This is a genomic window from Neisseria sp. Dent CA1/247 (genome assembly GCF_022870825.1).
Classification (GTDB): Bacteria; Pseudomonadota; Gammaproteobacteria; order Burkholderiales; family Neisseriaceae; genus Neisseria; species Neisseria zoodegmatis.
In genome coordinates this window covers 643778-664508 of record NZ_CP091522.1, presented here as the reverse complement: position 1 = coordinate 664508, position 20731 = coordinate 643778, and the positions used below count along the sequence as shown (strand labels likewise).

The window sequence follows — 20731 nt, the reverse complement described above, 5'->3', positions numbered from 1 at the left end:
TTTTTCATCAAGAAAATCTGTTGCCGAATTCCGCCGTCATCTTTAGATGGTAACGTGCGGTTACAGTCTTTTTCCGCACAGAAAAAGGCACAATATCAGCATATTAACAACTGGCGAAATTATACATACACTGTTGCATGTTAAAAAGTTCTTTCTTATAATCACCCAAAAAATTTACAAAAAATAACTTCCTTCACTGCCATGAGAAAAACCAAAACCGAAGCCTTGAAAACGCGCGAACATTTGATGCTCGCCGCCTTAGATACCTTCTACGAAAAAGGCGTTTCGCGCGCCTCTCTTAACGAAATCGCCCAAAACGCCGGCGTAACCCGCGGTGCGCTGTATTGGCATTTCAAAAACAAAGAAGACCTTTTCGATGCCCTGTTCCATCGCTTATTCGACGAAGCCCGCTCGCATCTCGAAAAAGACCTGAACAACGACGCCGCCAATATGCGCGAGAGCATGCACACCAGCCTGCTCAATATGTTTCAACGCATGGAAAACGATCCCGTCCACCACAAGTTTTGCAACATCCTTTTTCTTAAGTGCGAACACACCGAGCAAAACCAAACCATCGTAGCCGTTATCCACAAATACCAAAGCATGTGGAACGAGTTGCTCAGCGCCGTGCTGGCACAGTGCATCAAACAAAAATCGCTGCCTGAAAATCTCGACATCCAAGCAGCCGTGATTTACTTTAAAGCCGCGATCGACGGCCTGCTGTACCAATGGCTGCTCAACCCGCAACGGCTGGATTTACAAACCATCGGCCCGCGTTTTGCCGAAACCATCTTCGGCGCGCTCGAACACTGTACGACTTTGCATCAAACGCCGGCTTAAGCTGAAACATACTTTCTCTTAGCACAGAACCAAAGCCATGAAAAAGGCCGTCTGAAAACGCTACACACGCTTTTTCAGACGGCCTTTAAGTTCTAATCAATGTTGTCAATCAACGGGTATGCACCACAACCGTACCGGCCATTTTATCGTGCCAACCCTGCTTCTCAATATCCAATGCGACCCAGATATAGCCAAGCATCAATACCATTCCTGAAACAATGTAGCCGACATAGCGGATAAACGACTGCCCGAGGCTAATACCTTCGCCCGTTTTCGCATCTACGATTTTCAGGCCGAGCAGCATTTTTCCCGGCGTGGCAGACCTTTTTACCCAAAAACCAATGGTAAACAGCAACGGAAAAATATAGTTCAAAACAATATCCGCCGTACCCAAAGGTGCTATTGTTTCAGTGATGAAATATTCTTCGCCGTAAATCAGATACAGCAAAGGCAGAATAATTGCTAATAGAATCAAGGCATCGATCAAGCTGGCTGCCACACGAATCCAAAATCCGGCGTATTTCATCATTGCTTCCTTTCTCTTCTCTCATATCGGCGCATTGCCGCTGTTTATTTGTCCAAAGGCCGTCTGAAAAGTTTTCAGACGGCCTCTTTTAGTAAAATATCAGATTGATTTATCTTACAATTTGATTCAATTCGCCTTTGGCATAGCGGGTAGCCATTTTTTCCAGCGATACCGGTTTGATTTTAGAAGCCTGACCTTCGCAGCCGAACGCCACATAGCGGTCGATACAAATTTGCTTCATGGCTTCTACGGTTTTGGCCAAATATTTGCGCGGGTCGAACTCTGCGGGGTTTTCCGCCATAAATTTGCGGATGGCACCGGTGGATGCCAAGCGCAGGTCGGTGTCGATATTCACTTTACGCACGCCGTGCTTGATGCCTTCTACGATTTCTTCCACCGGCACGCCGTAGGTTTCGCCGATGGCGCCGCCGTGTTCGTTAATGATTTTCAGCCATTCTTGCGGAACAGAGCTGGAGCCGTGCATCACGATATGGGTGTTGGGCAGAGCTTCGTGGATTTCTTTGATGCGGTCAATACGCAACACGTCGCCTGTGGGCGGACGGGTGAATTTGTACGCACCGTGGCTGGTGCCGATGGCAATCGCCAATGCGTCCACGCCGGTATCGCGCACGAAACGGGTGGCATCTTCCACGCTGGTGAGCATTTGGTCGTGGGTCAGTTTGCCGACTGCGCCCACGCCGTCTTCTTCGCCGGCTTCACCGGTTTCCAAGTTGCCCAATACGCCGATTTCGCCTTCTACGGAAACGCCGCAGGCATGGGAGAACTCAACTACTTTACAGGTTACTTCCACATTGTATTCATAGGTAGACGGAGTTTTGCCGTCTTCCAGCAGCGAGCCGTCCATCATCACAGACGAAAAACCGAGCTGGATGGAGCGTTGGCACACGTCGGGCGATGCGCCGTGGTCTTGGTGCATCACCACGGGGATATGGGGAAATTCTTCCACGGCGGCCAAAATCAGATGGCGTAAAAAAGGTGCGCCTGCATATTTGCGCGCACCTGCGCTGGCCTGAACGATGACAGGCGCGTTAACTTGGTCGGCGGCTTCCATAATGGCGCGCATTTGTTCGAGATTGTTCACGTTGAAAGCGGGCAAGCCGTAGCTGTTTTCTGCGGCGTGGTCGAGCAGTTGGCGCATGGATACAAGTGCCATATAGAATCCTCCGGGTTGAAAAGTAAATGAATGACTAAAGCGTAATTATACCAGCTTCACTATTGATAAAACTACACGCGGCAACATAAATAAACAGGCGCTTCACACAGCCGGCAAGCAGGCATCGCGCCGGCTTCGGCAATTCGGCTACAATATCCGTCTGTTTAATAAGTCAGCAATGGAACGAGTATGCCCCGTATCAGCATTCCCCGCCCTGAAAAAGCAGTGTTCCGCACCTCAGTTACGGTACAGATCGGCGACATCAATTACGGCAACCACCTCGCCAACGATGCGGTGCTACGTATCTGCCACGAATGCCGCATCCGTTGGCTGGCGCAGCACGGTTTTACCGAACTCGATGCGGGCGGCACCGGGCTGATTATGGCCGACGCCGCCGTGCAGTATCTGGCGCAGGCACATCACCGCGATATGCTGGACGTTATCATGGATGTGACCGATATAACCCGCAGTGGGTTCACTTTGCTCTACGACATCCGCCGCGCCGACGACCAACGCGCCATCGCCGCCGCGCAAACGGGCATGGTGTGTTTCGATTACGGCACGCAAAAAATAAGCCGCCTGCCGGAAAGCCTGCGGGCGGTGTGTGAGGCCGTCTGAAAAATTTTCAGACGGCCTATTCATTCAATCAACATATGTAAACCTTTGGGCGTGCCAAACCGCTACACGCCGCTACATCTCCAGCACGCTCAATCCGGGCAAATCGGCGAAGCTGCGGTCGCGCACGATTTGACAGAAGTTTTCCAAATACGTCTTGCCCGTATCTTCCGCCCGCATGGCGGCATAAAGCTCGCTTTGCAGGCCGTCTGAAGTAATCTGGCGGGAAATCACATAACCTTTTTCCAAATACGGCATCACCGTCCAATACGGCAGCGCGGCAATACCGCGGCGGCTGGCGACCAATTGGATAATGGCGATGGTCAGCTCGCTGTGCCGGCGCGCCGGATTAACGCCTTTGGGCAGCAGGATTTTGCGCAACAAATCCAGCATATCGTCGGGCACGGGATAAGTAATCAGCGTTTCATCGGCAAAATCTTCCGCTTCCCACACCGCTTTGGCAGCAAGCGGATGGTCTTTCGCGCAAATACCGACCATGCCGTAAGCAAATAAAGGCTGGTATGCAATGCCCTGCTGCGGCGTCGCTTCCGAAACAATCGCCAAGTCGGCACGGTGTTGCAGCAGTAGTCCGACCGGGTCGGCCTGAAAGCCCGACACGATATCCAGCTCCACCTGCGGCCACAATGGGCGGAATTCGCCCATCGCCGGCATCAGCCAATCGAAACAGGTATGGCATTCCACCGCCAGCCGCAATTCACCCGCCTCACCTTCGATAATCTGCGCCATATCGCGCTCGGCAGCCGCCACTTGCGGCAGCAGATCGTGCGCCAGTTGCAGCAGCCGCTCGCCCGCCGGTGTAAAACGCAGCGGCGCGGATTTGCGTTCAAACAAAGGCGTATCGTAATAATTTTCCAATGCGCGGATTTGATGCGACAAAGCAGATTGCGTGAGGAACACGCGCTTGGCAGCCAACGATACGCTGCCCGTTTCTTCAAGCGCCAGCAAGGTTTTCAAATGGCGCAGTTCGATGATGGAATCCATGTTTTCAGACGGCCTGACAGATAATTGCTTCAAGACGCGCATATTAAAATAATTCATATTGAAGCGCAAATTGATGAATACAACACCGCACCCCAAGTCCCGTTAGTCAGCCTGAGACCTTTGCAACCCCTCCAGATGTGGAGGCAGTTCAAGGCGTAGCAGCACAGCGAGTGCAGACATATCACATGATAGGCAAACGAGCGAGCAGCGCACAACACAGAAATGCACCGCAGATGGGGGTTTTGCAAAGGTCTCGGCCTGTAAGCCCTCCCGCTTTACGCTACAATAACAGCTTTACACTTAAGGCCGTCTGAAACCCCATGCTCGCCGCCGAACCGCTCGCCCTCTTCTCCCTCCCCGCGCCCGAATCCGGCGGCAGCTGGAGCGTTTACCTCATTCTCTGCGACAACCAATCGCTCTACTGCGGCATCAGCAACCGCCCCGAAGCCCGCTTCGCCGCCCATCTTTCCGGCAAAGGCGCGCGCTATACCCGCATCCGCAAACCCCTATCCATGCGACTGGTGTATCACGAGCTTTCCCACGAACACGCCCTGCGCGCAGAAATCCGCATCAAGCAGCTTACAGCGGTACAAAAGCAGCAGCTCTGGCAGCTGCTTCCCAATTTTCAGACGGCCTGAGTTTGGTATAAAATCCCTCCACCTTCCAACCTATATAAAGAAGAGAACGATGACTGCCGAAACACCGCACAACGTTGATCACAGCGAAATCGACAAATTCAGCCAGCTTGCCGACAAATGGTGGGATAAAATAGGCGAATTCAAACCCCTGCACGACATCAATCCTCTTCGCTTAGGCTACATCAACCTGCACGGCAACATCGCCGGCAAAACCGTGCTCGATGTCGGCTGCGGCGGCGGCATTCTCACCGAAAGCATGGCCAAACTCGGTGCTACCCATGTAACCGGCATCGACATGGCCGAAAAATCGCTGCAAGTAGCCGAACGCCATGCCGCCGAACAAAACATAACCAATATCGCCTACCGCTGCGTGCGCGTAGAAGACCTCGCCGCCGAACGCCCGCACAGCTTCGACGTGGTTACCTGCATGGAAATGATGGAACACGTTCCCGACCCCGCCGCCATCGTCAAAGCCTGCGCGCAACTGGTCAAACCCGACGGCGTAGTGTTTTTCTCCACCATCAACCGCAACCGCAAATCCTATCTGCACGCCATCATCGGTGCCGAATACATCCTAAACCTCGTACCGCGCGGCACGCACGATTGGGACAAATTCATCACCCCCGCCGAACTCGCCCGCATGTGCCGCAACGCAGATTTGGACTTAATCGACAGCAAAGGCATGGGCTACAACCTGCTCACCAAGGTTTACTCGCTCAACAACGACACCGGCGTCAACTACATGATCGCCTGCAAACCCGCCTGATACTGCTGTAAATCTTCAAACGCGGGCGTATCAACCCAAAACACCGCCCGCTTAACTTTCCCCTTATCGTTTTCAGACGGCCTCAAGCCGCCCGAACATAAAAAACAGGCCGCTTAGGATAAGCGGCCTGTTTGATTTCGGTCTAAACCGTTACTTCTTAATCACACGGGTGTAAATCGCCAAAATAATCACGGCAAAAATGGTAGAAGCGATCCAACCCGCAGGCTGACCCACTTGATACCAACCGGCTTGCTGACCGACAAAGCCCGCCAACAGCGAACCGCCGATACCCAGCAGCGTGGTCATGATGAAGCCCAAATTGTCTTTACCGGGATGCAGAAACTTCGCCAGCACGCCCACAATAAAGCCCACAATAATCGTTACAATCCAACCCATAACATTTCCTCTCGTATTTATTCGGTTACATTTATCAAAACGATGCCTGCGCAATCCGAAATGTCGAATCTTATTCCGACTGCAAACATCATTACGCCGGCCATCATACACAGCCGCACCGCCCGCACCGCCCACTCTTGCATTTCTTTTCAAAAAAATAAGAAACTTTGGACTCCGGCCGCCGATTCGATACCTGTTTACAACAAAACCGCCGTTTTCAGTACACCGCAACAACCGTGCTTTGAATAACTTGAGGCCGTCTGAAAATCTTTTCAGACGGCCTCAAGTTATTTTCTACACCACTACATCATTCCGCTTTCTGCTGATGCGCCAACACCGTAACCAACTGCGCCAACTCTTGCGGCAACGGGGCAACCAGTTTCAGCGGTTCTCCCGTCAGCGGGTGCAGCAAGTGCAACTCCGCCGCGTGCAGAAACATCCGTTTCAAACCCAGCTTCTGCAAGCGTTTATTGGCCTGATAATCGCCGTAGCGTTCGTCGCCCGCAATCGGGCATTGCTGCGACTGCATGTGCACGCGGATTTGATGGGTGCGGCCGGTTTTTAAGGTGGCCTCTACAAAAGTCAGATCGGAAAGGCCGACCTGATGCAGCAGGCCGCCTGAAAAACGCTTCAGCACGCGCAGCACCGTGTGCGCATGCTGGCCGTTTTCACTCACGCGCACCATCTTTTCGCCTTGCGCACCCGTGTATTTGAACAGCGGCAGTTTCACATTCAGCTTATCCTGCGCCAGCCTGCCCACGCCCAACGCCAGATAAACTTTTTTCGGGTGGTCGTTGCGGATGGCTTCGTGCAGCTTCACCAGCGCACTGCGTTTCTTAGCCACCATCAGCAGCCCGCTGGTATCTTTGTCCAGCCGGTGCACCAACTCGAGATAACGCGCTTCGGGACGGGCGCGGCGCAATTGCTCGATCACGCCGAAACTCACGCCGCTGCCGCCGTGCACCGCCACACCGCTGGGCTTGTTTACTACCAGCATGGCATCGTCTTCGTAAACGATTTCAAAATTGCGGGCAGGCACGGGCATGTTTTCAGACGGCCTCTGCTTTTCGGCAATGCGCACCGGCGGAATACGCAAAACATCGCCCGCTCCGATGCGGTCGGTCGGCTTGCAGCGTTTTTTGTTCAACCGCACCTCTCCCGCGCGGATGATGCGCTGGATATGGCTTTTGGGTACGCCTTTTAAAATTTTGATTAAAAAATTATCCAGCCGCTGCCCCGCATCTTCGTCGGAAATGCTGATATGGTTAACCAAGTCTTTGCTAATTGTCGGCATTTTCTCTATAATCCGCTTACGTTTTCAGGCGTTGCCGCCCGAATAATCGGGCCGTCTGAAAACTTATTGTAAACTGGAATTTTATACTAAAAAGCACGCCACAAAGCATTTCCTTTACCTGCCGCCAAGCCGGGCAGGTAAAGACGTAATTAAGTTTAACCTTTTCCGGCAGGCCTTCCGACAGGCATAAGACGCACCCGAACAAACATGTGCGCAGCCCTCGGCAGTACAACCGCCGGACAGTAATGAAGAAGACGGCTCAGATTTTTCGTGTTTCGCGCAGCATAGAAACCAAAGCGGAACCACAGGCATTGCCGATACGCTGTTTACACCCTTCCGCCGCCGCTTGCCGGTGCAGTTACATGCGGATGCAATCAGAAATACCGCCGTACATTTTTACACAATAAAAGGCACAAACCCTGTAAACACAAGCAGTTATTTCAAAGCGATGCCCATTGCTCTTTATACTCCTTCTCGTTCGGATAACGCCCCACACGCCGTTTCAGACGGCCTGAACATTGGCGGCTTATAAGCGTTAAAAACTGATTACACGCCTCGTGGGTGCTCGAAAACGAGGTAGTCATGAAACGTATGCTATTTAATGCCACGCAAGCCGAAGAGCTGCGCGTGGCGATTGTTGATGGACAGACCCTTTTGGATCTGGACATCGAAACGCTGGGCAAAGAACAGCGCAAAGGCAATATCTACAAGGGTATCATCACCCGCATCGAACCGTCGCTGGAAGCGTGCTTCGTCGATTACGGCACCGACCGCCACGGTTTCCTCCCCTTCAAAGAAGTTTCCCGTTCCTATTTCCAAGACTACGAAGGCGGTCGCGCCCGCATCCAAGACGTGCTGAAAGAAGGCATGGAAGTCATCGTGCAAGTCGAAAAAGACGAGCGCGGCAACAAAGGCGCGGCTCTTACCACCTTTATCAGCTTGGCCGGCCGTTATCTCGTGCTGATGCCGAACAACCCCCGCGGCGGCGGCGTATCGCGCCGTATCGAAGGCGAAGAACGCCAAGAACTGAAAGCGGCCATGGCCGAATTGGACGTACCGCGCGGCATGAGCCTGATCGCACGCACCGCCGGCATCGGCCGCAGCGTGGAAGAGCTGCAATGGGACTTCAACTACCTGCAACAACTGTGGCAGGCCATCGAAGAAGCCGGCAAAGCGCACAACGAGCCTTACCTGCTGTTTATGGAAAGCTCGCTGCTTATCCGCGCCATCCGCGACTACTTCCGCCCCGACATCGGCGAAATTCTGGTCGACAACCAAGAAGTGTACGACCAGATTTCCGAATTTATGTCGTATGTGATGCCCAATAACGTAGGCCGTCTGAAACTTTATAAAGACCACACGCCGCTGTTTTCGCGCTTCCAAATCGAACACCAAATCGAAAGCGCATTCTCACGCAGCGTCAGCCTGCCCTCCGGCGGCGCGATTGTGATCGACCACACCGAAGCGCTGGTTTCCATCGACGTTAACTCCGCCCGCGCCACCCGCGGGGCCGACATCGAAGACACCGCCTTCAAAACCAATATGGAAGCCGCCGAAGAAGTCGCCCGCCAAATGCGTTTGCGCGACTTGGGCGGCTTGGTGGTAATCGACTTCATCGACATGGAAAACGCCAAGCATCAGCGCGACGTAGAAAACGTCTTGCGCGATGCCCTCAAAAAAGACCGCGCCCGCGTGCAAATGGGCAAATTGAGCCGCTTCGGCCTGCTCGAGCTTTCCCGCCAACGCCTGAAACCCGCATTGGGCGAAAGCAGCCATATCGCCTGCCCACGCTGCGCCGGCACCGGCGTCATCCGCAGCATCGAATCCACCGCCCTGCACGTGTTGCGCATCATTCAGGAAGAAGCCATGAAAGACAACACCGGCGAAGTGCACGCACAAGTGCCGGTTGATGTGGCCACGTTCCTGCTCAACGAAAAACGCGCCGAGCTTTTCGGCATGGAAGAGCGTTTGGACGTATCCGTTTTCCTGATTCCCAACATCCACCTCGAAAACCCGCACTACGAAATCACCCGCGTGCGTACCGATGATGTGGACGACAACGCCGAGCCGAGCTACAAGCGCGTAGCCGCACCGGAAGAAGATGAAAACGCCAAACCTTTCGGCGGCGAAAAAGCCAAAGCCGCCCGCCCCGAACCGGCGGTAAAAGGGGTGAAACACACCCAACCCGCGCCGATTGTTGTCGAAACTCCGCCCTCTTCTTCATGGTGGTCAGGCTTCAAATCATGGCTGGGCAAAGTGTTCAGCGGTGACAAGAAAGAACCCGAAAAAGCGCCCGAAGCCGAGAAATCGGAAAAGCGCAACGGCAACCGTTCCGGCAACCGCCGTCCGTCTAACCGCCGCCAGCATCCGCGCCGCAACCAGCAGCTGAAACGCCAAGACGAAAACGTTAAAGAAGAAGCTCCGGTTATCGAAGCGGACACCAAAGAAAGCGTAAAAGAAAGCGCCCGCGAGCCGCGCGGCAACCGTCGCGGTCAAAACGACAACCGCGAACGCAGCCGTCAAAGCCAAGCCGCTTCGGAAAGCCGTCAAAACGAAAGCGAAGCCAAACCGGCCGCAAAAGAAAACGGCAACAACGAGCAACGCCAAGACAACCGCCGCCGCAACCGTGCTGAAAAGCCTGCAACGCCGGCCGCAACTCCAGCCGTGAACGCGCTTGCTGCCACTGCAGACAATGCACCGGAAACCGTTGCGGTTGCCCCTGCCGAACCCGTGCGCACCGAAAAAGCAGACGGCAAAGAAAGGGAAAGCCGTTCTTCCCGCCAAGAGCGCGGCCGCAACCGTGACCGTGACCAACGCGACCGCCGCAACAGCAGCAAAAAACGTAACATTCCGTCTGCCGCCAAAATCGAGCAGTATTTAAGCATTGCGGAAGCTGCCGACAAAGTTCGCTTTGCCGTTGCGCATGTATTCGGAGAAGCCGAAGAAACGCCGCTGGCCGTTGCTGTGTCCGCGCCGTTGGCAGAAGCCAATGCGGCCGTTGCCGCCGAAGCAGACAACCGCCCGCTGGTGGTAGTGGTGCCTGAAATCGAAACCGATACTGCCGAAGCCGCACCTGCGCCTGCACTGTTTGCCGTCGAAAGCGCTGCCCCAACCGCCCCCGCCGCAGCCGTAGAAGCTGTTACCGCTTCCGAACAAAGCATCATCGAAACGGCCGTAGCCAATGTGGAAGAAGCATTAAGCAAAGTCATCGGTATCACGCATATCGAAGAAACGCCTGAAGCTGAATCCGGCGCAGCCGCTCCAGCCGCCGAGCCTTTGGCGAAACCCGCTGAAACTGCCGCAGCAAGCGTTTCAGACGGCCTCGACTTAGGCGGTTTGGTGTTGGTACAAACCCGCGCCGATGCTTTGGAAGCCGCTGCCGAAGGGTCGCAGCCGGAAACCGCAAGCGGCTTAAGACGCGCCGACATGCCCAAGGCAGTAGAAACTTCTGTCAGCGATGCTCCGCTGGTGCAAGTGGAAACCCAAAAGTAACAGGCATTCTTGTCCTACCCAGCCCGACTGCCAACGCGGTCGGGCTTTTATCATCAGACAATAAACGTGAGGCCGTCTGAAAATATTTCAGACGGCCTCTCTTCATCAAATTGCATTTTTGCCTGCCGTTTACATTCGGCACATTTCGGCTATGTCAAAGAATCTTTTATAAAATTTGCTTTTCCGCTTTGTCTTTCAGTATGATAAGCGCAGCTGCAAACGCAGGATTTTGCGCTGTTTTCCACTTCCGGGCTACCGTTTATCTTAAAAAGGAATGGCCATGAAAAAATATCAAAAATGGTTGGGTTTAACCCTGATTGCGCTGCTGTCGGCGTGCGCGGGACAACAAGCGCCCGTCGAATCTCCATCTTCATCTTCTACCCAATCTATCGACACTGCGCCTCAAGCTACCGCGCAGAGTATGAGCATGCCCAAACTGTCGTACGAAAGTGCGGCGGCAAACCGTTCCGTGCGCTCGTCCGAACGCTTGGGCACGCAATGGGGCGATGAAGTCAGCTCGCATGTTACCCAAGTGGATTTACGCCGCACCAGCGAAACCCCGATTGCGGAAACCGCCGTCCGCTACGCTGACAAGCATTACAGAGGCCGCAGCATCAATGAAATCTCACTGGCGGCTGGAAAAATCGGCTTTTTCGTCGAAGGCGACAGCCGCCGACGCCTGCCCATCTTCCGCACCGAAGGACAATATTTCCTGCAAGGAAAAGCCGGCCAAGCCTACCGTTTGGTGTACCGCAACCATACCGACAAAACGTATGAAATCGTGGCTTCGGTTGACGGCATCGACGTGATCAGCGGCAAAGCGGCCAGCCGTTATCATGCCGGCTATGTGTTGAAACCCAAAGGCACTTTGGCGATTGAAGGCTTCCGCAAGAGTGATTCGGTAGTGGCTTCGTTTATTTTCAGCAAGCCAGCGGATGCTTACGCCGCCAACACGCCCTCCGGTTCGATTGCCAACACCGGCATCATCGGCACGGTGGTTTACGAGCTGTACGACCCCAACCGCCGCATCGGAGAGCCACAACCCTTCCCTGCCGACAACGGCTATGCTCCGCCGCCGCGTTGATGTTTTCAGACGGCCATTGTTTAGGCAATGGCCGTTATGCCTGCGCCAAGCAGCATCGGCAGCTTAACGGTATAATCCTGCACATCCATCAAATGCCCGCCGCCGTCTGCACACCTCACCCAATAAGGAATTGCCATGAACACCGTACAGCACCTCCCAGAGCAGCAAACCTTTATCTTATTGAAAGACAATGAAGAAGCAGGCCATCTGAAATACGATGTTTCAGACGGCCTGTGGAACATCACCCATACCGTCGTCAATCCCGCCTTCCGCGGGCAAGGCTTGGCCCGTATTTTGGTGGACGCCGCCATCGCCGAAGCCGAAAAACGCAACATCCGCCTGAAAGCCGATTGCGATTACGCCGCAGCGGTGTTGGCCAAACGCTAGGCTTGAGGCCGTCTGAAAATTCCGCCCCGTTCCACATAAAGGAAACCCAACACATGCAAACCCCTAAAATCACCGTTATCGGCAGCATCAATATCGACTTGGTTACCGGCTCCCCGCGCTTTCCCCAACCCGGCGAAACGCTGTTGGGCACATCGTTCGACCGCTTCATGGGCGGCAAAGGCGCCAACCAAGCCGTAGCCGCCGCCCGCTTGGGTGCGGAAGTGTGCATGATTGGTGCCGTAGGCGACGACGGTTTCGGCCGCGAAGCGCTCGCCCATCTCCAAGCGGAAGGCATCAATACAGACCGCATCAAAACCCTGCCCGACCAACCTACGGGCATGGCCAACATTACCGTGGCCGAAGGCGACAACCACATCATCGTGGTTTCCGGCGCCAATTTCGGCATCACACCCGCCGACATTGAAGCCTGCGAAGCGCGTATTGCCGAATCGGACGTTATCCTCAGCCAGCTGGAAATCCCGATGGATTGCGTGATTGCCGCCGCCAAACTCGCCCGCAAACACAACAAACCTTTTGTGCTCAATCCCGCCCCTGCGCAAAAACTGCCCGCAGAGTTGCTGGGATTAGTTACCCTGCTGACACCAAACGCATACGAATTGGCCATCAGCTTAGGGCTTCCCGAAAACACGCCGGTGGAAGAATTAATCAAGCAGGCAGGCGTACCCGTATTGATGACGAGAGGCAGCGAAGGCGTTCTCTATAACGATGAAAACGGCACCCTGCACACCCAGCCCAGCTTTAAAGTAACGCCCGTCGATACGACCGGAGCTGGCGACACATTCAACGGCGCATTTGCCGTCTTCCGCCACTTGAGCATGAAAGAAGCCACCCGCAAAGCCAATGCCGCCGCAGCTTTGTCGGTAACCAAAGCCGGAGCGCAAAGCGGCATGCCCGCCGCGGCCGAGTTGGAAGACTTCTTAGCCAAACAAGCGTAAGCGGATTCACAGGTTTGCTGCATATACAGCGACTTATGCTTTAAATACAAAAACAGAGGCCGTCTGAAATTTCAGACGGCCTCTTGGTTAAACGACGGCTTAGATATCGCCTTGAGCCTTCATTTTTTCCGCACCGAATTCCAAACGGCTCAATGCAGACAGATAAGCTTTGGCAGTAGCCACCAAAACATCGGTATCCGCGCCTTGCCCGTTCACAATGCGGTTGCCGCGAGCCAAGCGTACGGCGGTTTCGCCTTGACTTTCAGTACCTTCCGTTACCGCGTTCACAGAGTAAAGCAGCAAAGTCGCGCCACTTTTCACCACGCTCTCAATGGCTTTGAAAATCGCATCCACAGGGCCGGATCCTGTTGCCGAGGCTTTGTGCTCGACGCCGTTCACAGTAAAGACCACTTCCGCAGTAGGCTGCTCGCCCGTTTCGGTCGTGATTTTTTGCGAAACCAGCTTATAGTTGTCTTGCGACAAATTCACCATCTCGTCAGACACCAAAGCGTGCAGGTCTTCATCGAAAATCTCGCGCTTCTTGTCGGCCAGTTCTTTAAAGCGTGCAAACGCGGCATTCAAGGCTTCTTCGCTGCCCAACTCGATACCCAGATCAGAAAGCTTGGTTTTAAAAGCATTGCGGCCGGAGAGTTTGCCCAAAGTCAAACGGTTGGTCGCCCAGCCCACCGACTCTGCCGACATAATCTCGTAAGTTTCACGATGCTTCAGCACGCCGTCTTGGTGGATACCCGATTCATGGGCAAACGCATTCGCACCCACCACAGCTTTGTTGGGCTGCACGGGATAGCCGGTTACCGTAGAAACCAGCTTCGATGCTGGAACAATCTGCGTCGTATCAATGCCCGTTTCCAGCCCGAACACATCATGGCGCACTTTCAGCGCCATCACGATTTCTTCAATCGACGCATTACCCGCGCGCTCGCCCAAGCCGTTAACCGTACATTCGACCTGACGCGCACCGCCGCGCAACGCTGCCAAAGAGTTGGCCACCGCCAAACCTAAATCGTTGTGACAGTGCGCCGACCATACCACTTTGTCGCTGTTCGGCGTTTTGGCAATCAGTTCACGGAAAAAAGCCTCTGTGCGGTGCGGAATCGAATAGCCGACAGTGTCGGGAATATTGATGGTCGTCGCACCGGCTTCAATCACCGCACCACAGATTTCCGCCAAGAAATCAACTTCGGAGCGTAAAGCGTCTTCGCAAGAAAACTCCACATCATCGGTATATTCTTTTGCAATTTTGACCGCTTTCACAGCCGCTTCAACCACTTGCTTGGGCTTCATTTTCAGCTTGTGTTCCATATGGATGGGGCTGGTGGCAATGAAAGTGTGAATACGGCGGTTCGGCGCGGGTTTCACAGCCTCGCCGGCGGCGCGGATATCGCGCTCAACCGCACGGGCAAGCGAACAAACCGTGGCTCGGGTTAAGTTTTTGGCAATTTCATTCACCGCTTCAAAATCGCCCGGGCTGGCTGCGGCAAACCCCGCTTCAATCACGTCCACGCCGAGTTTTTCAAGCTGGCGGGCAATACGGATTTTTTCCTCTTTTGTCATGGCCGCGCCCGGCGACTGCTCACCGTCTCGCAGCGTGGTGTCAAAAATAATAACGCGGTTGTTATCCTGTGGCATGGCTTGCTTCTCCAATGAAGTTTGTTGTTTTAAAAAGGCATTTAAATCCAAAGGCCGCCCCTGCGACTCAGCCAAAGCCGTCAGCTTCTGCAACTGGGCCAACGGAAGCGAACCACGGATGCGCCATTTATAAATAGCCGCGGTACTCGCCGCATTTTCAGGGTCGTGTTCTTTCAATGCTTCGGCCAACGCATTCACGCCGCCAAAGTAAGCGATTAAACGATCAATGTCTAATTGCATAATAAACCTTGTCTAATCATGATTTTTCAGTGTAAGGATGGTGCAGATTATACACAAATAAGACAAAATGGAAATAAATTATTTAAACAAATCTGAAAAATCATCATTTTTTAAAATTATTTATACATTTTGTCTAAATTAATTGATGATGTTTCTGACTGCTTAAAAAGCATGGCAGGCCGAAACACGAATGCACACTAGCCGATAAAAGACTTGAGGCCGTCTGAAATATTTTCAGACGGCCTCAAGTCTTATTGAAAACACCATCATTGCCTTGGCATCGCATTCATAAACCTACTGGCCTGCCGATGCACCAGATGCGACATCACCTGCAAATCACGTTCCGTCAATTTAAGTGCTGCATCCACCCAAATCGTCGTAATATCCATCAGCTCTTTATAAGACACAGGGTTGCAATAATCTTTCACCTTGCGCATGGCCCGATAGCTGTTCGGCGTTTTTTCCGCCCGCTCGATATAGCGGATTACCTCATCGCGGCCACACCCTTTTTCCGCCAAAATGTCCACCACACCCATCTCAAACATCTGTTCGGCGGTATAAATTTTGCCGCTCATAATGATTTGCTCAGCCGTTCCCGACCCTACTTTGCGCGACAGCATCGAATAAGCCCCCATACCCGGAAAAAGATTAAACATCACTTCGGGCAAGCCCATGCGGGCACCTTTTTCCGCCACCAACACATTCCCGGCCAAAGCGCCTTCAAAGCCGCCCCCTAACGCATCTCCCTGAACCAAATTGATGGTGGTCAGCTCACATTCCAAATGTGTCATCACCGCATAAAGCACATCAATACAATCCGTCGCATAGCCCATCAAGGTATCGCGATTACCTTCTCTGATGGCTTGGGAAAAAAGCTGCAAATCTCCTCCGAGGTTATAAACGCCGGCAAGAGAAGATGTCCCTATAATGTATCGGTATTTTTCTCCATCGCTTTGTTTCATCTCAGAACGCACATCATCAAAATAAGCCAACAAACTTTTTAATAATGTTCGCGTAAAACACGGCAACGGCTCCGCAGCCATGCTCACCCAACTTGCTTTATATGCCTCATCATATGTTACATACATATGTTGGTAATGATTACTCACTTAAACCCTCTCCGCTCAATGTAAACCATTAACCATACAAGAGGCTTACCCATAGGTAAAAGTTCCCAAAGCAATTCCCAATCAGCATAAAACTATAAAAACGCAATAAAAAAAGGAAACCGAAGTTTCCTTTTTAAAAAACTCTAACAAGTAGTAAGCTTGTATTAAGCCAAAGCTGCTTTTGCTTTTTCTACCAAACCGGCAAACGCCGCTTTGTCAAATACAGCCAAGTCAGCCAATACTTTGCGGTCAATCTCAATAGCAGCACGTTTCAGACCGTTCATGAATTTGCTGTAAGACAAACCATTTTCACGGGCACCTGCGTTAATACGCACGATCCACAATTGACGGAATTGACGTTTGCGTTGACGACGGTCACGGTAAGCGTATTGACCGGCTTTCATTACAGCCTGTTTGGCAACACGATAGACGTTTTTACGACGACCGCGATAACCTTTGGCTAAGGCTATTACTTTTTTGTGACGAGCACGAGCGGTAACACCGCGTTTTACGCGTGGCATATTTCAAACTCCTTAAGCGTAGGGTAACATTTTAGCAACAGAAGCCAAATCGCGTTCGTTTACCATAGAGGTACCACGCAATTGACGTTTGTTTTTAGTGGTTTTTTTGGTCAAGATGTGACGTTTGAACGCATGAGCGCGCTTCACACCGCCATTACCCAGTACTTTAAAGCGTTTTTTAGCGCCCGACTTGGTTTTCATTTTAGGCATGGGATAACTACTCCATATCATTTTATTAGATAAGGCATAAGGGGTTTTAAAGCTGTGTTTAAAAACTTGAAACCCTGATACCACGGTTTTTGCCGTAAATAAAACAGGCTTACTTCGCACGGCAACGAAAGCAAGCCGCGAATTATAGCTTTATTTCTTTTTCGGCGCAATCATCATAACCATTTGACGGCCTTCCATTTTGGGAAACTGTTCAACAGTCCCTACTTCCGCCAATTCTTCTTTTACCCGTTCGAGTAATTGGGCACCTAATTGCTGATGCGCCATCTCGCGACCACGGAAGCGCAAGGTAACTTTTACCTTATCGCCATCCGCCAAGAAGCGGTTAATATTGCGCATTTTGATTTGGTAATCGCCTTCATCCGTACCCGGACGGAATTTGATTTCTTTAATTTGTACCTGCTTTTGGTTTTTCTTGGCTTCGTCGCGTTTTTTAGCCTGTTGGTATTTATATTTACCAAAGTCCATGAGTTTACAAACAGGCGGTTTGGCCGTTGGTGAAATTTCTACCAAATCCACATCCTGCTCTTCTGCCATAGCCAAAGCTTCTTTTACAGAAACCACGCCAAGCTGCTCGCCTGTGCCACTGATTAAACGCACTTCTTTAGCGGTAATTTCGCCGTTGATTCGTGCTTCGCGTTCTTGTGCGATGATACTTCTCCTATTAAGATTAATTCAGAAATGCACTTATTCATACATATACAGTGCATGACGATTTTAAAAATTTCCTGATTTCAGACGGCCTCTCTCAAGCCTTCTTACATTCAAACTCAACTTATAAGCTCTTCAATTCTAACTATACATTATCAAAGAGCATAGCAAACTTTAAAAATCTGCTTTCAATTCTTCTTGAAGACGTGCAATAAACTCTTCAACTCCCATGCTGCCTAAATCTTCAGCCTTACGGCGCACGGCCACTTTGCCGTCTTCTTTTTCTTTTTCGCCTACCACAATTTGATAGGGGTAACGGTATTGGCTGTTATCGCGAATTTTGTAGCCGATTTTTTCATTACGCAAATCCAACTCTGCACGGAAACCCGCTTTACGCAATTTTTCCACGACTTCCCGACAGTAATCGGCTTGTTTCTCGGTAATATTCATGACCACCATTTGCACCGGAGCCAACCAAAGCGGGAAAGATCCGGCATGGTTTTCAATCAAAATGCCGATAAACCGTTCCATTGAACCGAGAATCGCACGATGCAGCATAACCGGTCTTGCCCGACCGTTATCTTCGGTTACATATTCCGCACCTAAACGCTCCGGCAGTACAAAATCCAGCTGGATAGTACCGCATTGCCATGAACGACCGATTGCATCTTTGATATGGTACTCAACTTTAGGGCCGTAGAATGCGCCCTCGCCTGGCAGCTCTTCCCATTCTATATTACAGGCTGTCAAAGCATCTCTCAGGCCTTGTTCTGCCTTGTCCCAAGTTTCGTCCGAGCCGGCACGTTTCTCAGGTCTTAAAGAAAGTTTCACGCTCACATTATCAAAACCGAATTGCTTATAAACTTTCATAACCAATTCGTTAAATGCTTTGGCTTCTTGTGTAATTTGCTCTTCTGTACAGAAAATGTGTGCGTCATCTTGAACAAAGCCGCGCACCCGCATCAGACCATGCAAAGCGCCGGAAGGTTCATTGCGGTGACAAGAACCAAATTCAGCCAACCGCATAGGCAAATCGCGATAAGAGCGCAAACCATGGTTAAAAATCTGTACATGACCGGGACAATTCATTGGTTTTACAGCATATTCACGTTTTTCCGATGCTGTTAAAAACATATTGTCTTTGTAATTATCCCAATGACCGGATTTCTCCCAGAAGGATTTATCCATAATCTGCGGGGTTTTCACTTCTCGATAACCAGCCGCCTCCAGCTCGTTGCGCATATGCTGTTCGATAATTTGCCAAAGCGTCCAACCGCGTGGATGCCAAAAAACCATTCCCGGCGCTTCATCTTGAAGATGGAAAAGATCAAGCTGTTTACCCAATTTACGGTGATCACGCTTCTCAGCCTCTTCCATGCGGTTAATATAGGCTTTTAAATCTTCTTTACTTGCCCAAGCCGTACCGTAAATACGTTGCAGCATTTCATTGTTGCTGTCACCGCGCCAATAAGCTCCGGCCAACTTGGTCAATTTGAAATTTTTCAGAAAACGGGTATTCGGCACGTGAGGGCCACGGCACATATCTACATATTCTTGATGATGATACAAGCCCATCGCATCTACTTCGGGCATATCGTCAATCAAACGTAATTTGTATTCTTCTCCGCGCTCTTCGAATGTTCTAATCGTTTCTGCGCGAGGTGTCATCACTTTAATCACGTCATAATCTTGAGCAATCAACTCTTTCATGCGTGCTTCTATTTTGGCGACATCTTCCGGCGTGAACGGTTTATCGGTAGCAATATCGTAATAAAAGCCGTCTTCAATTACCGGCCCGATAACCATTTTAGCATCGGGATAAAGCTGTTTAACTGCATGCCCAACCAAATGTGCACAGGAGTGGCGGATAATTTCCACACCCTCTTCGTCTTTTGGCGTGATAATCTGCAACTGCGCATCTGCATTGATTTTGTCTGACGCATCTACTAACACGCCATTTACTTTGCCTGCTACCGTGGCTTTTGCCAAACCCGCGCCTATTGATGCAGCCACATCAGCCACGCTTACGGGTTGTTCAAACTGGCGGACTGAACCGTCAGGCAAAGTAATATTGATCATCAAGTGCTCCAAAACCGATAACAAGCCTTTTCAGACGGCCTGATAAAATAATGAACAACAAACGATACAAGTTTGTTGTTATGAAACTGGTAGGCACGATTGGATTCGAACCAACGACCCCCACCATGTCAAGGTGGTGCTCTAACCAACTGAGCTACGTGCCTATATATAAAGGTGTAAATTATATTGTTGTTTGCATGCTTTTACAAGTTTGGGCATAGGGTGGATTTCTCCTTGCAAAAGCGATGTTGTATATAGCTTCTTCACCTTTACAAACAAGCTGTCCAATGCAAGTAAAGGCAAGATCTCCACTCCTACTCTTTCATATTTATAATGCCGTATAACTACGAGGCCTGCCGCAAACTACCCCTTAAGTTATAATGTGCACACGATTATCTATATCTATAAAGGAATAAAGTGATGAAACTCTACATTTACGACCACTGCCCTTACTGCGTCCGTGCACGCATGATCTTAGGCTTACGAAAAATAGATGTCGAACAAGTAATATTACAAAATGATGATGAAGCAACGCCGATCAGCATGATCGGTGCCAAGCAAGTTCCTATTTTGCAAAAAGAAGATGGTTCATATATGGGCGAAAGTTTAAACATTGTCCGCTATTTAGACGAATTATCCGGTCAAGGTCGTCTGAAAGAAGAAATCAGACCGGAAATACAAATATGGCTCGACAAAGTTAATACATACTCTTCCAAACTAATCCAACCCCGAGATGTTTTGATTGACTTGCCGGAATTCTCCACACAAAGTGCTATTAATTATTTCGTTCATAAGAAAGAAAAAAATATCGGCAGCTTCAAAACCAACCTAGAAAAGACGGATGAATATTTACAGGTGCTTCACGCAGATTTGGATGAATTAGCCAACCTGATTAAATCAAACAATGCTTTGAACGGGGAACTCGGAATGGAAGATATCCATGTATTTCCCATATTACGGAATCTTACGATTGTCAAAAATATAGCCTTTCCCGAAAAGGTAGAAGCCTATATAAACAATATGAGTCAGCTGACCAATATCGACTTATATACTGATAGGGCCGTTTGAAAAAGTTTTATCAAC

The 20731-nt window shown here is 51.0% G+C and carries 20 protein-coding genes, 1 tRNA gene and 1 pseudogene; 9 read left to right on the top strand and 13 right to left on the bottom strand.

The features are described 5' to 3' along the window. The first annotated feature begins 201 nt into the window (after nt 1-201). Nucleotides 202-840 (top strand): TetR family transcriptional regulator, encoded by a 639-nt coding sequence (locus LVJ85_RS13410; RefSeq protein ID WP_085362740.1) that lies wholly within the window; start codon nt 202-204, stop codon nt 838-840. Nucleotides 841-949: 109 nt separating this feature from the next. On the opposite strand, the gene LVJ85_RS03225 is transcribed toward LVJ85_RS13410, so the two are convergent. Both LVJ85_RS03225 and fba read right to left on the bottom strand, forming a co-directional pair. Continuing rightward, nucleotides 950-1369: an RDD family protein gene (locus tag LVJ85_RS03225; protein WP_244741420.1), complete on the bottom strand. Its 420-nt coding sequence runs from the start codon at nt 1367-1369 to the stop codon at nt 950-952. A 106-nt stretch (nt 1370-1475) separates the two neighbouring features. Next, the gene (fba, locus tag LVJ85_RS03220) at nt 1476-2540 is read right to left on the bottom strand and encodes a class II fructose-bisphosphate aldolase (protein WP_244741418.1); all 1065 of its coding nucleotides are present in this window, start codon (nt 2538-2540) and stop codon (nt 1476-1478) included. 189 nt (nt 2541-2729) lie between these two features. Here fba and LVJ85_RS03215 point away from each other — a divergent pair, with 189 nt between their 5' ends. Beyond that, nucleotides 2730-3158 (top strand): thioesterase family protein, encoded by a 429-nt coding sequence (locus tag LVJ85_RS03215; protein ID WP_244741416.1) that lies wholly within the window; start codon nt 2730-2732, stop codon nt 3156-3158. 72 nt (nt 3159-3230) lie between these two features. On the opposite strand, the gene LVJ85_RS03210 is transcribed toward LVJ85_RS03215, so the two are convergent. Continuing rightward, a complete protein-coding gene (locus tag LVJ85_RS03210) occupies nt 3231-4157 on the bottom strand; it encodes a LysR family transcriptional regulator (RefSeq protein WP_244742982.1) in 927 nt (308 codons plus the stop codon). A gap of 102 nt (nt 4158-4259) precedes the next feature. Further along, nucleotides 4260-4405, bottom strand: a pseudogene (locus LVJ85_RS03205) (lipoprotein signal peptidase). Nucleotides 4406-4477: 72 nt separating this feature from the next. Here LVJ85_RS03205 and LVJ85_RS03200 point away from each other — a divergent pair. Both LVJ85_RS03200 and ubiG read left to right on the top strand, forming a co-directional pair. After that, nucleotides 4478-4795, top strand: coding sequence for a GIY-YIG nuclease family protein (locus tag LVJ85_RS03200; RefSeq protein WP_244741414.1), 318 nt, complete (start codon nt 4478-4480; stop codon nt 4793-4795). Nucleotides 4796-4844: 49 nt separating this feature from the next. After that, entirely contained in the window at nt 4845-5561 is a 717-nt protein-coding gene (gene ubiG / locus LVJ85_RS03195; protein ID WP_244741412.1) for a bifunctional 2-polyprenyl-6-hydroxyphenol methylase/3-demethylubiquinol 3-O-methyltransferase UbiG, read from the top strand. 150 nt (nt 5562-5711) lie between these two features. Here ubiG and LVJ85_RS03190 read toward each other — a convergent pair whose 3' ends face one another. Together LVJ85_RS03190 and LVJ85_RS03185 are read right to left on the bottom strand one after the other, a co-directional pair. Beyond that, entirely contained in the window at nt 5712-5957 is a 246-nt protein-coding gene (locus LVJ85_RS03190) for a GlsB/YeaQ/YmgE family stress response membrane protein (protein WP_244741410.1), read from the bottom strand. A 307-nt stretch (nt 5958-6264) separates the two neighbouring features. After that, complete coding sequence (locus LVJ85_RS03185; RefSeq protein ID WP_244741408.1) at nt 6265-7251, bottom strand: RluA family pseudouridine synthase; 987 nt, start codon at nt 7249-7251, stop codon at nt 6265-6267. A 582-nt stretch (nt 7252-7833) separates the two neighbouring features. Between LVJ85_RS03185 and LVJ85_RS03180 the strand changes: the two genes are divergently transcribed. The 4 genes from LVJ85_RS03180 (at nt 7834) to rbsK (ending at nt 13170) form a co-directional block, all read left to right on the top strand. Continuing rightward, a complete protein-coding gene (locus tag LVJ85_RS03180; protein ID WP_370686930.1) occupies nt 7834-10743 on the top strand; it encodes an Rne/Rng family ribonuclease in 2910 nt (969 codons plus the stop codon). Between the two features lie 280 nt (nt 10744-11023). After that, nucleotides 11024-11827, top strand: coding sequence for a hypothetical protein (locus LVJ85_RS03175; protein ID WP_244741406.1), 804 nt, complete (start codon nt 11024-11026; stop codon nt 11825-11827). A gap of 135 nt (nt 11828-11962) precedes the next feature. Continuing rightward, nucleotides 11963-12214 (top strand): GNAT family N-acetyltransferase, encoded by a 252-nt coding sequence (locus tag LVJ85_RS03170; protein ID WP_244741403.1) that lies wholly within the window; start codon nt 11963-11965, stop codon nt 12212-12214. Between the two features lie 53 nt (nt 12215-12267). Continuing rightward, the gene (gene rbsK / locus LVJ85_RS03165) at nt 12268-13170 is read left to right on the top strand and encodes a ribokinase (protein WP_244741401.1); all 903 of its coding nucleotides are present in this window, start codon (nt 12268-12270) and stop codon (nt 13168-13170) included. Between the two features lie 99 nt (nt 13171-13269). Here the strand turns inward: rbsK and LVJ85_RS03160 are convergent, their stop codons facing one another. The 7 genes from LVJ85_RS03160 to LVJ85_RS03130 all read right to left on the bottom strand — a co-directional run bounded on the left by LVJ85_RS03160 (nt 13270) and on the right by LVJ85_RS03130 (nt 19812). Beyond that, the gene (locus LVJ85_RS03160) at nt 13270-15060 is read right to left on the bottom strand and encodes a 2-isopropylmalate synthase (protein ID WP_085362727.1); all 1791 of its coding nucleotides are present in this window, start codon (nt 15058-15060) and stop codon (nt 13270-13272) included. Between the two features lie 266 nt (nt 15061-15326). Continuing rightward, nucleotides 15327-16169, bottom strand: a complete 843-nt coding sequence (locus LVJ85_RS03155; protein ID WP_244741398.1) for a crotonase/enoyl-CoA hydratase family protein — start codon at nt 16167-16169, stop codon at nt 15327-15329. 164 nt (nt 16170-16333) lie between these two features. After that, nucleotides 16334-16690 (bottom strand): 50S ribosomal protein L20, encoded by a 357-nt coding sequence (rplT, locus tag LVJ85_RS03150; protein WP_054599972.1) that lies wholly within the window; start codon nt 16688-16690, stop codon nt 16334-16336. Nucleotides 16691-16702: 12 nt separating this feature from the next. Continuing rightward, entirely contained in the window at nt 16703-16900 is a 198-nt protein-coding gene (gene rpmI, locus LVJ85_RS03145; protein ID WP_004284178.1) for a 50S ribosomal protein L35, read from the bottom strand. A gap of 150 nt (nt 16901-17050) precedes the next feature. Further along, nucleotides 17051-17572, bottom strand: coding sequence for a translation initiation factor IF-3 (gene infC, locus LVJ85_RS03140; protein ID WP_085362725.1), 522 nt, complete (start codon nt 17570-17572; stop codon nt 17051-17053). 171 nt (nt 17573-17743) lie between these two features. Further along, nucleotides 17744-19648, bottom strand: coding sequence for a threonine--tRNA ligase (thrS, locus tag LVJ85_RS03135; RefSeq protein ID WP_244741396.1), 1905 nt, complete (start codon nt 19646-19648; stop codon nt 17744-17746). A gap of 87 nt (nt 19649-19735) precedes the next feature. Further along, nucleotides 19736-19812: transfer RNA gene (locus LVJ85_RS03130), tRNA-Val, on the bottom strand. Between the two features lie 256 nt (nt 19813-20068). On the opposite strand from LVJ85_RS03130, the gene grxB reads away from it, so the two are divergent. Continuing rightward, on the top strand, nt 20069-20716 hold the full coding sequence (gene grxB, locus LVJ85_RS03125) for a glutaredoxin 2 (RefSeq protein ID WP_244741393.1): 648 nt from the start codon (nt 20069-20071) through the stop codon (nt 20714-20716). Nucleotides 20717-20731 lie beyond the last annotated feature (15 nt).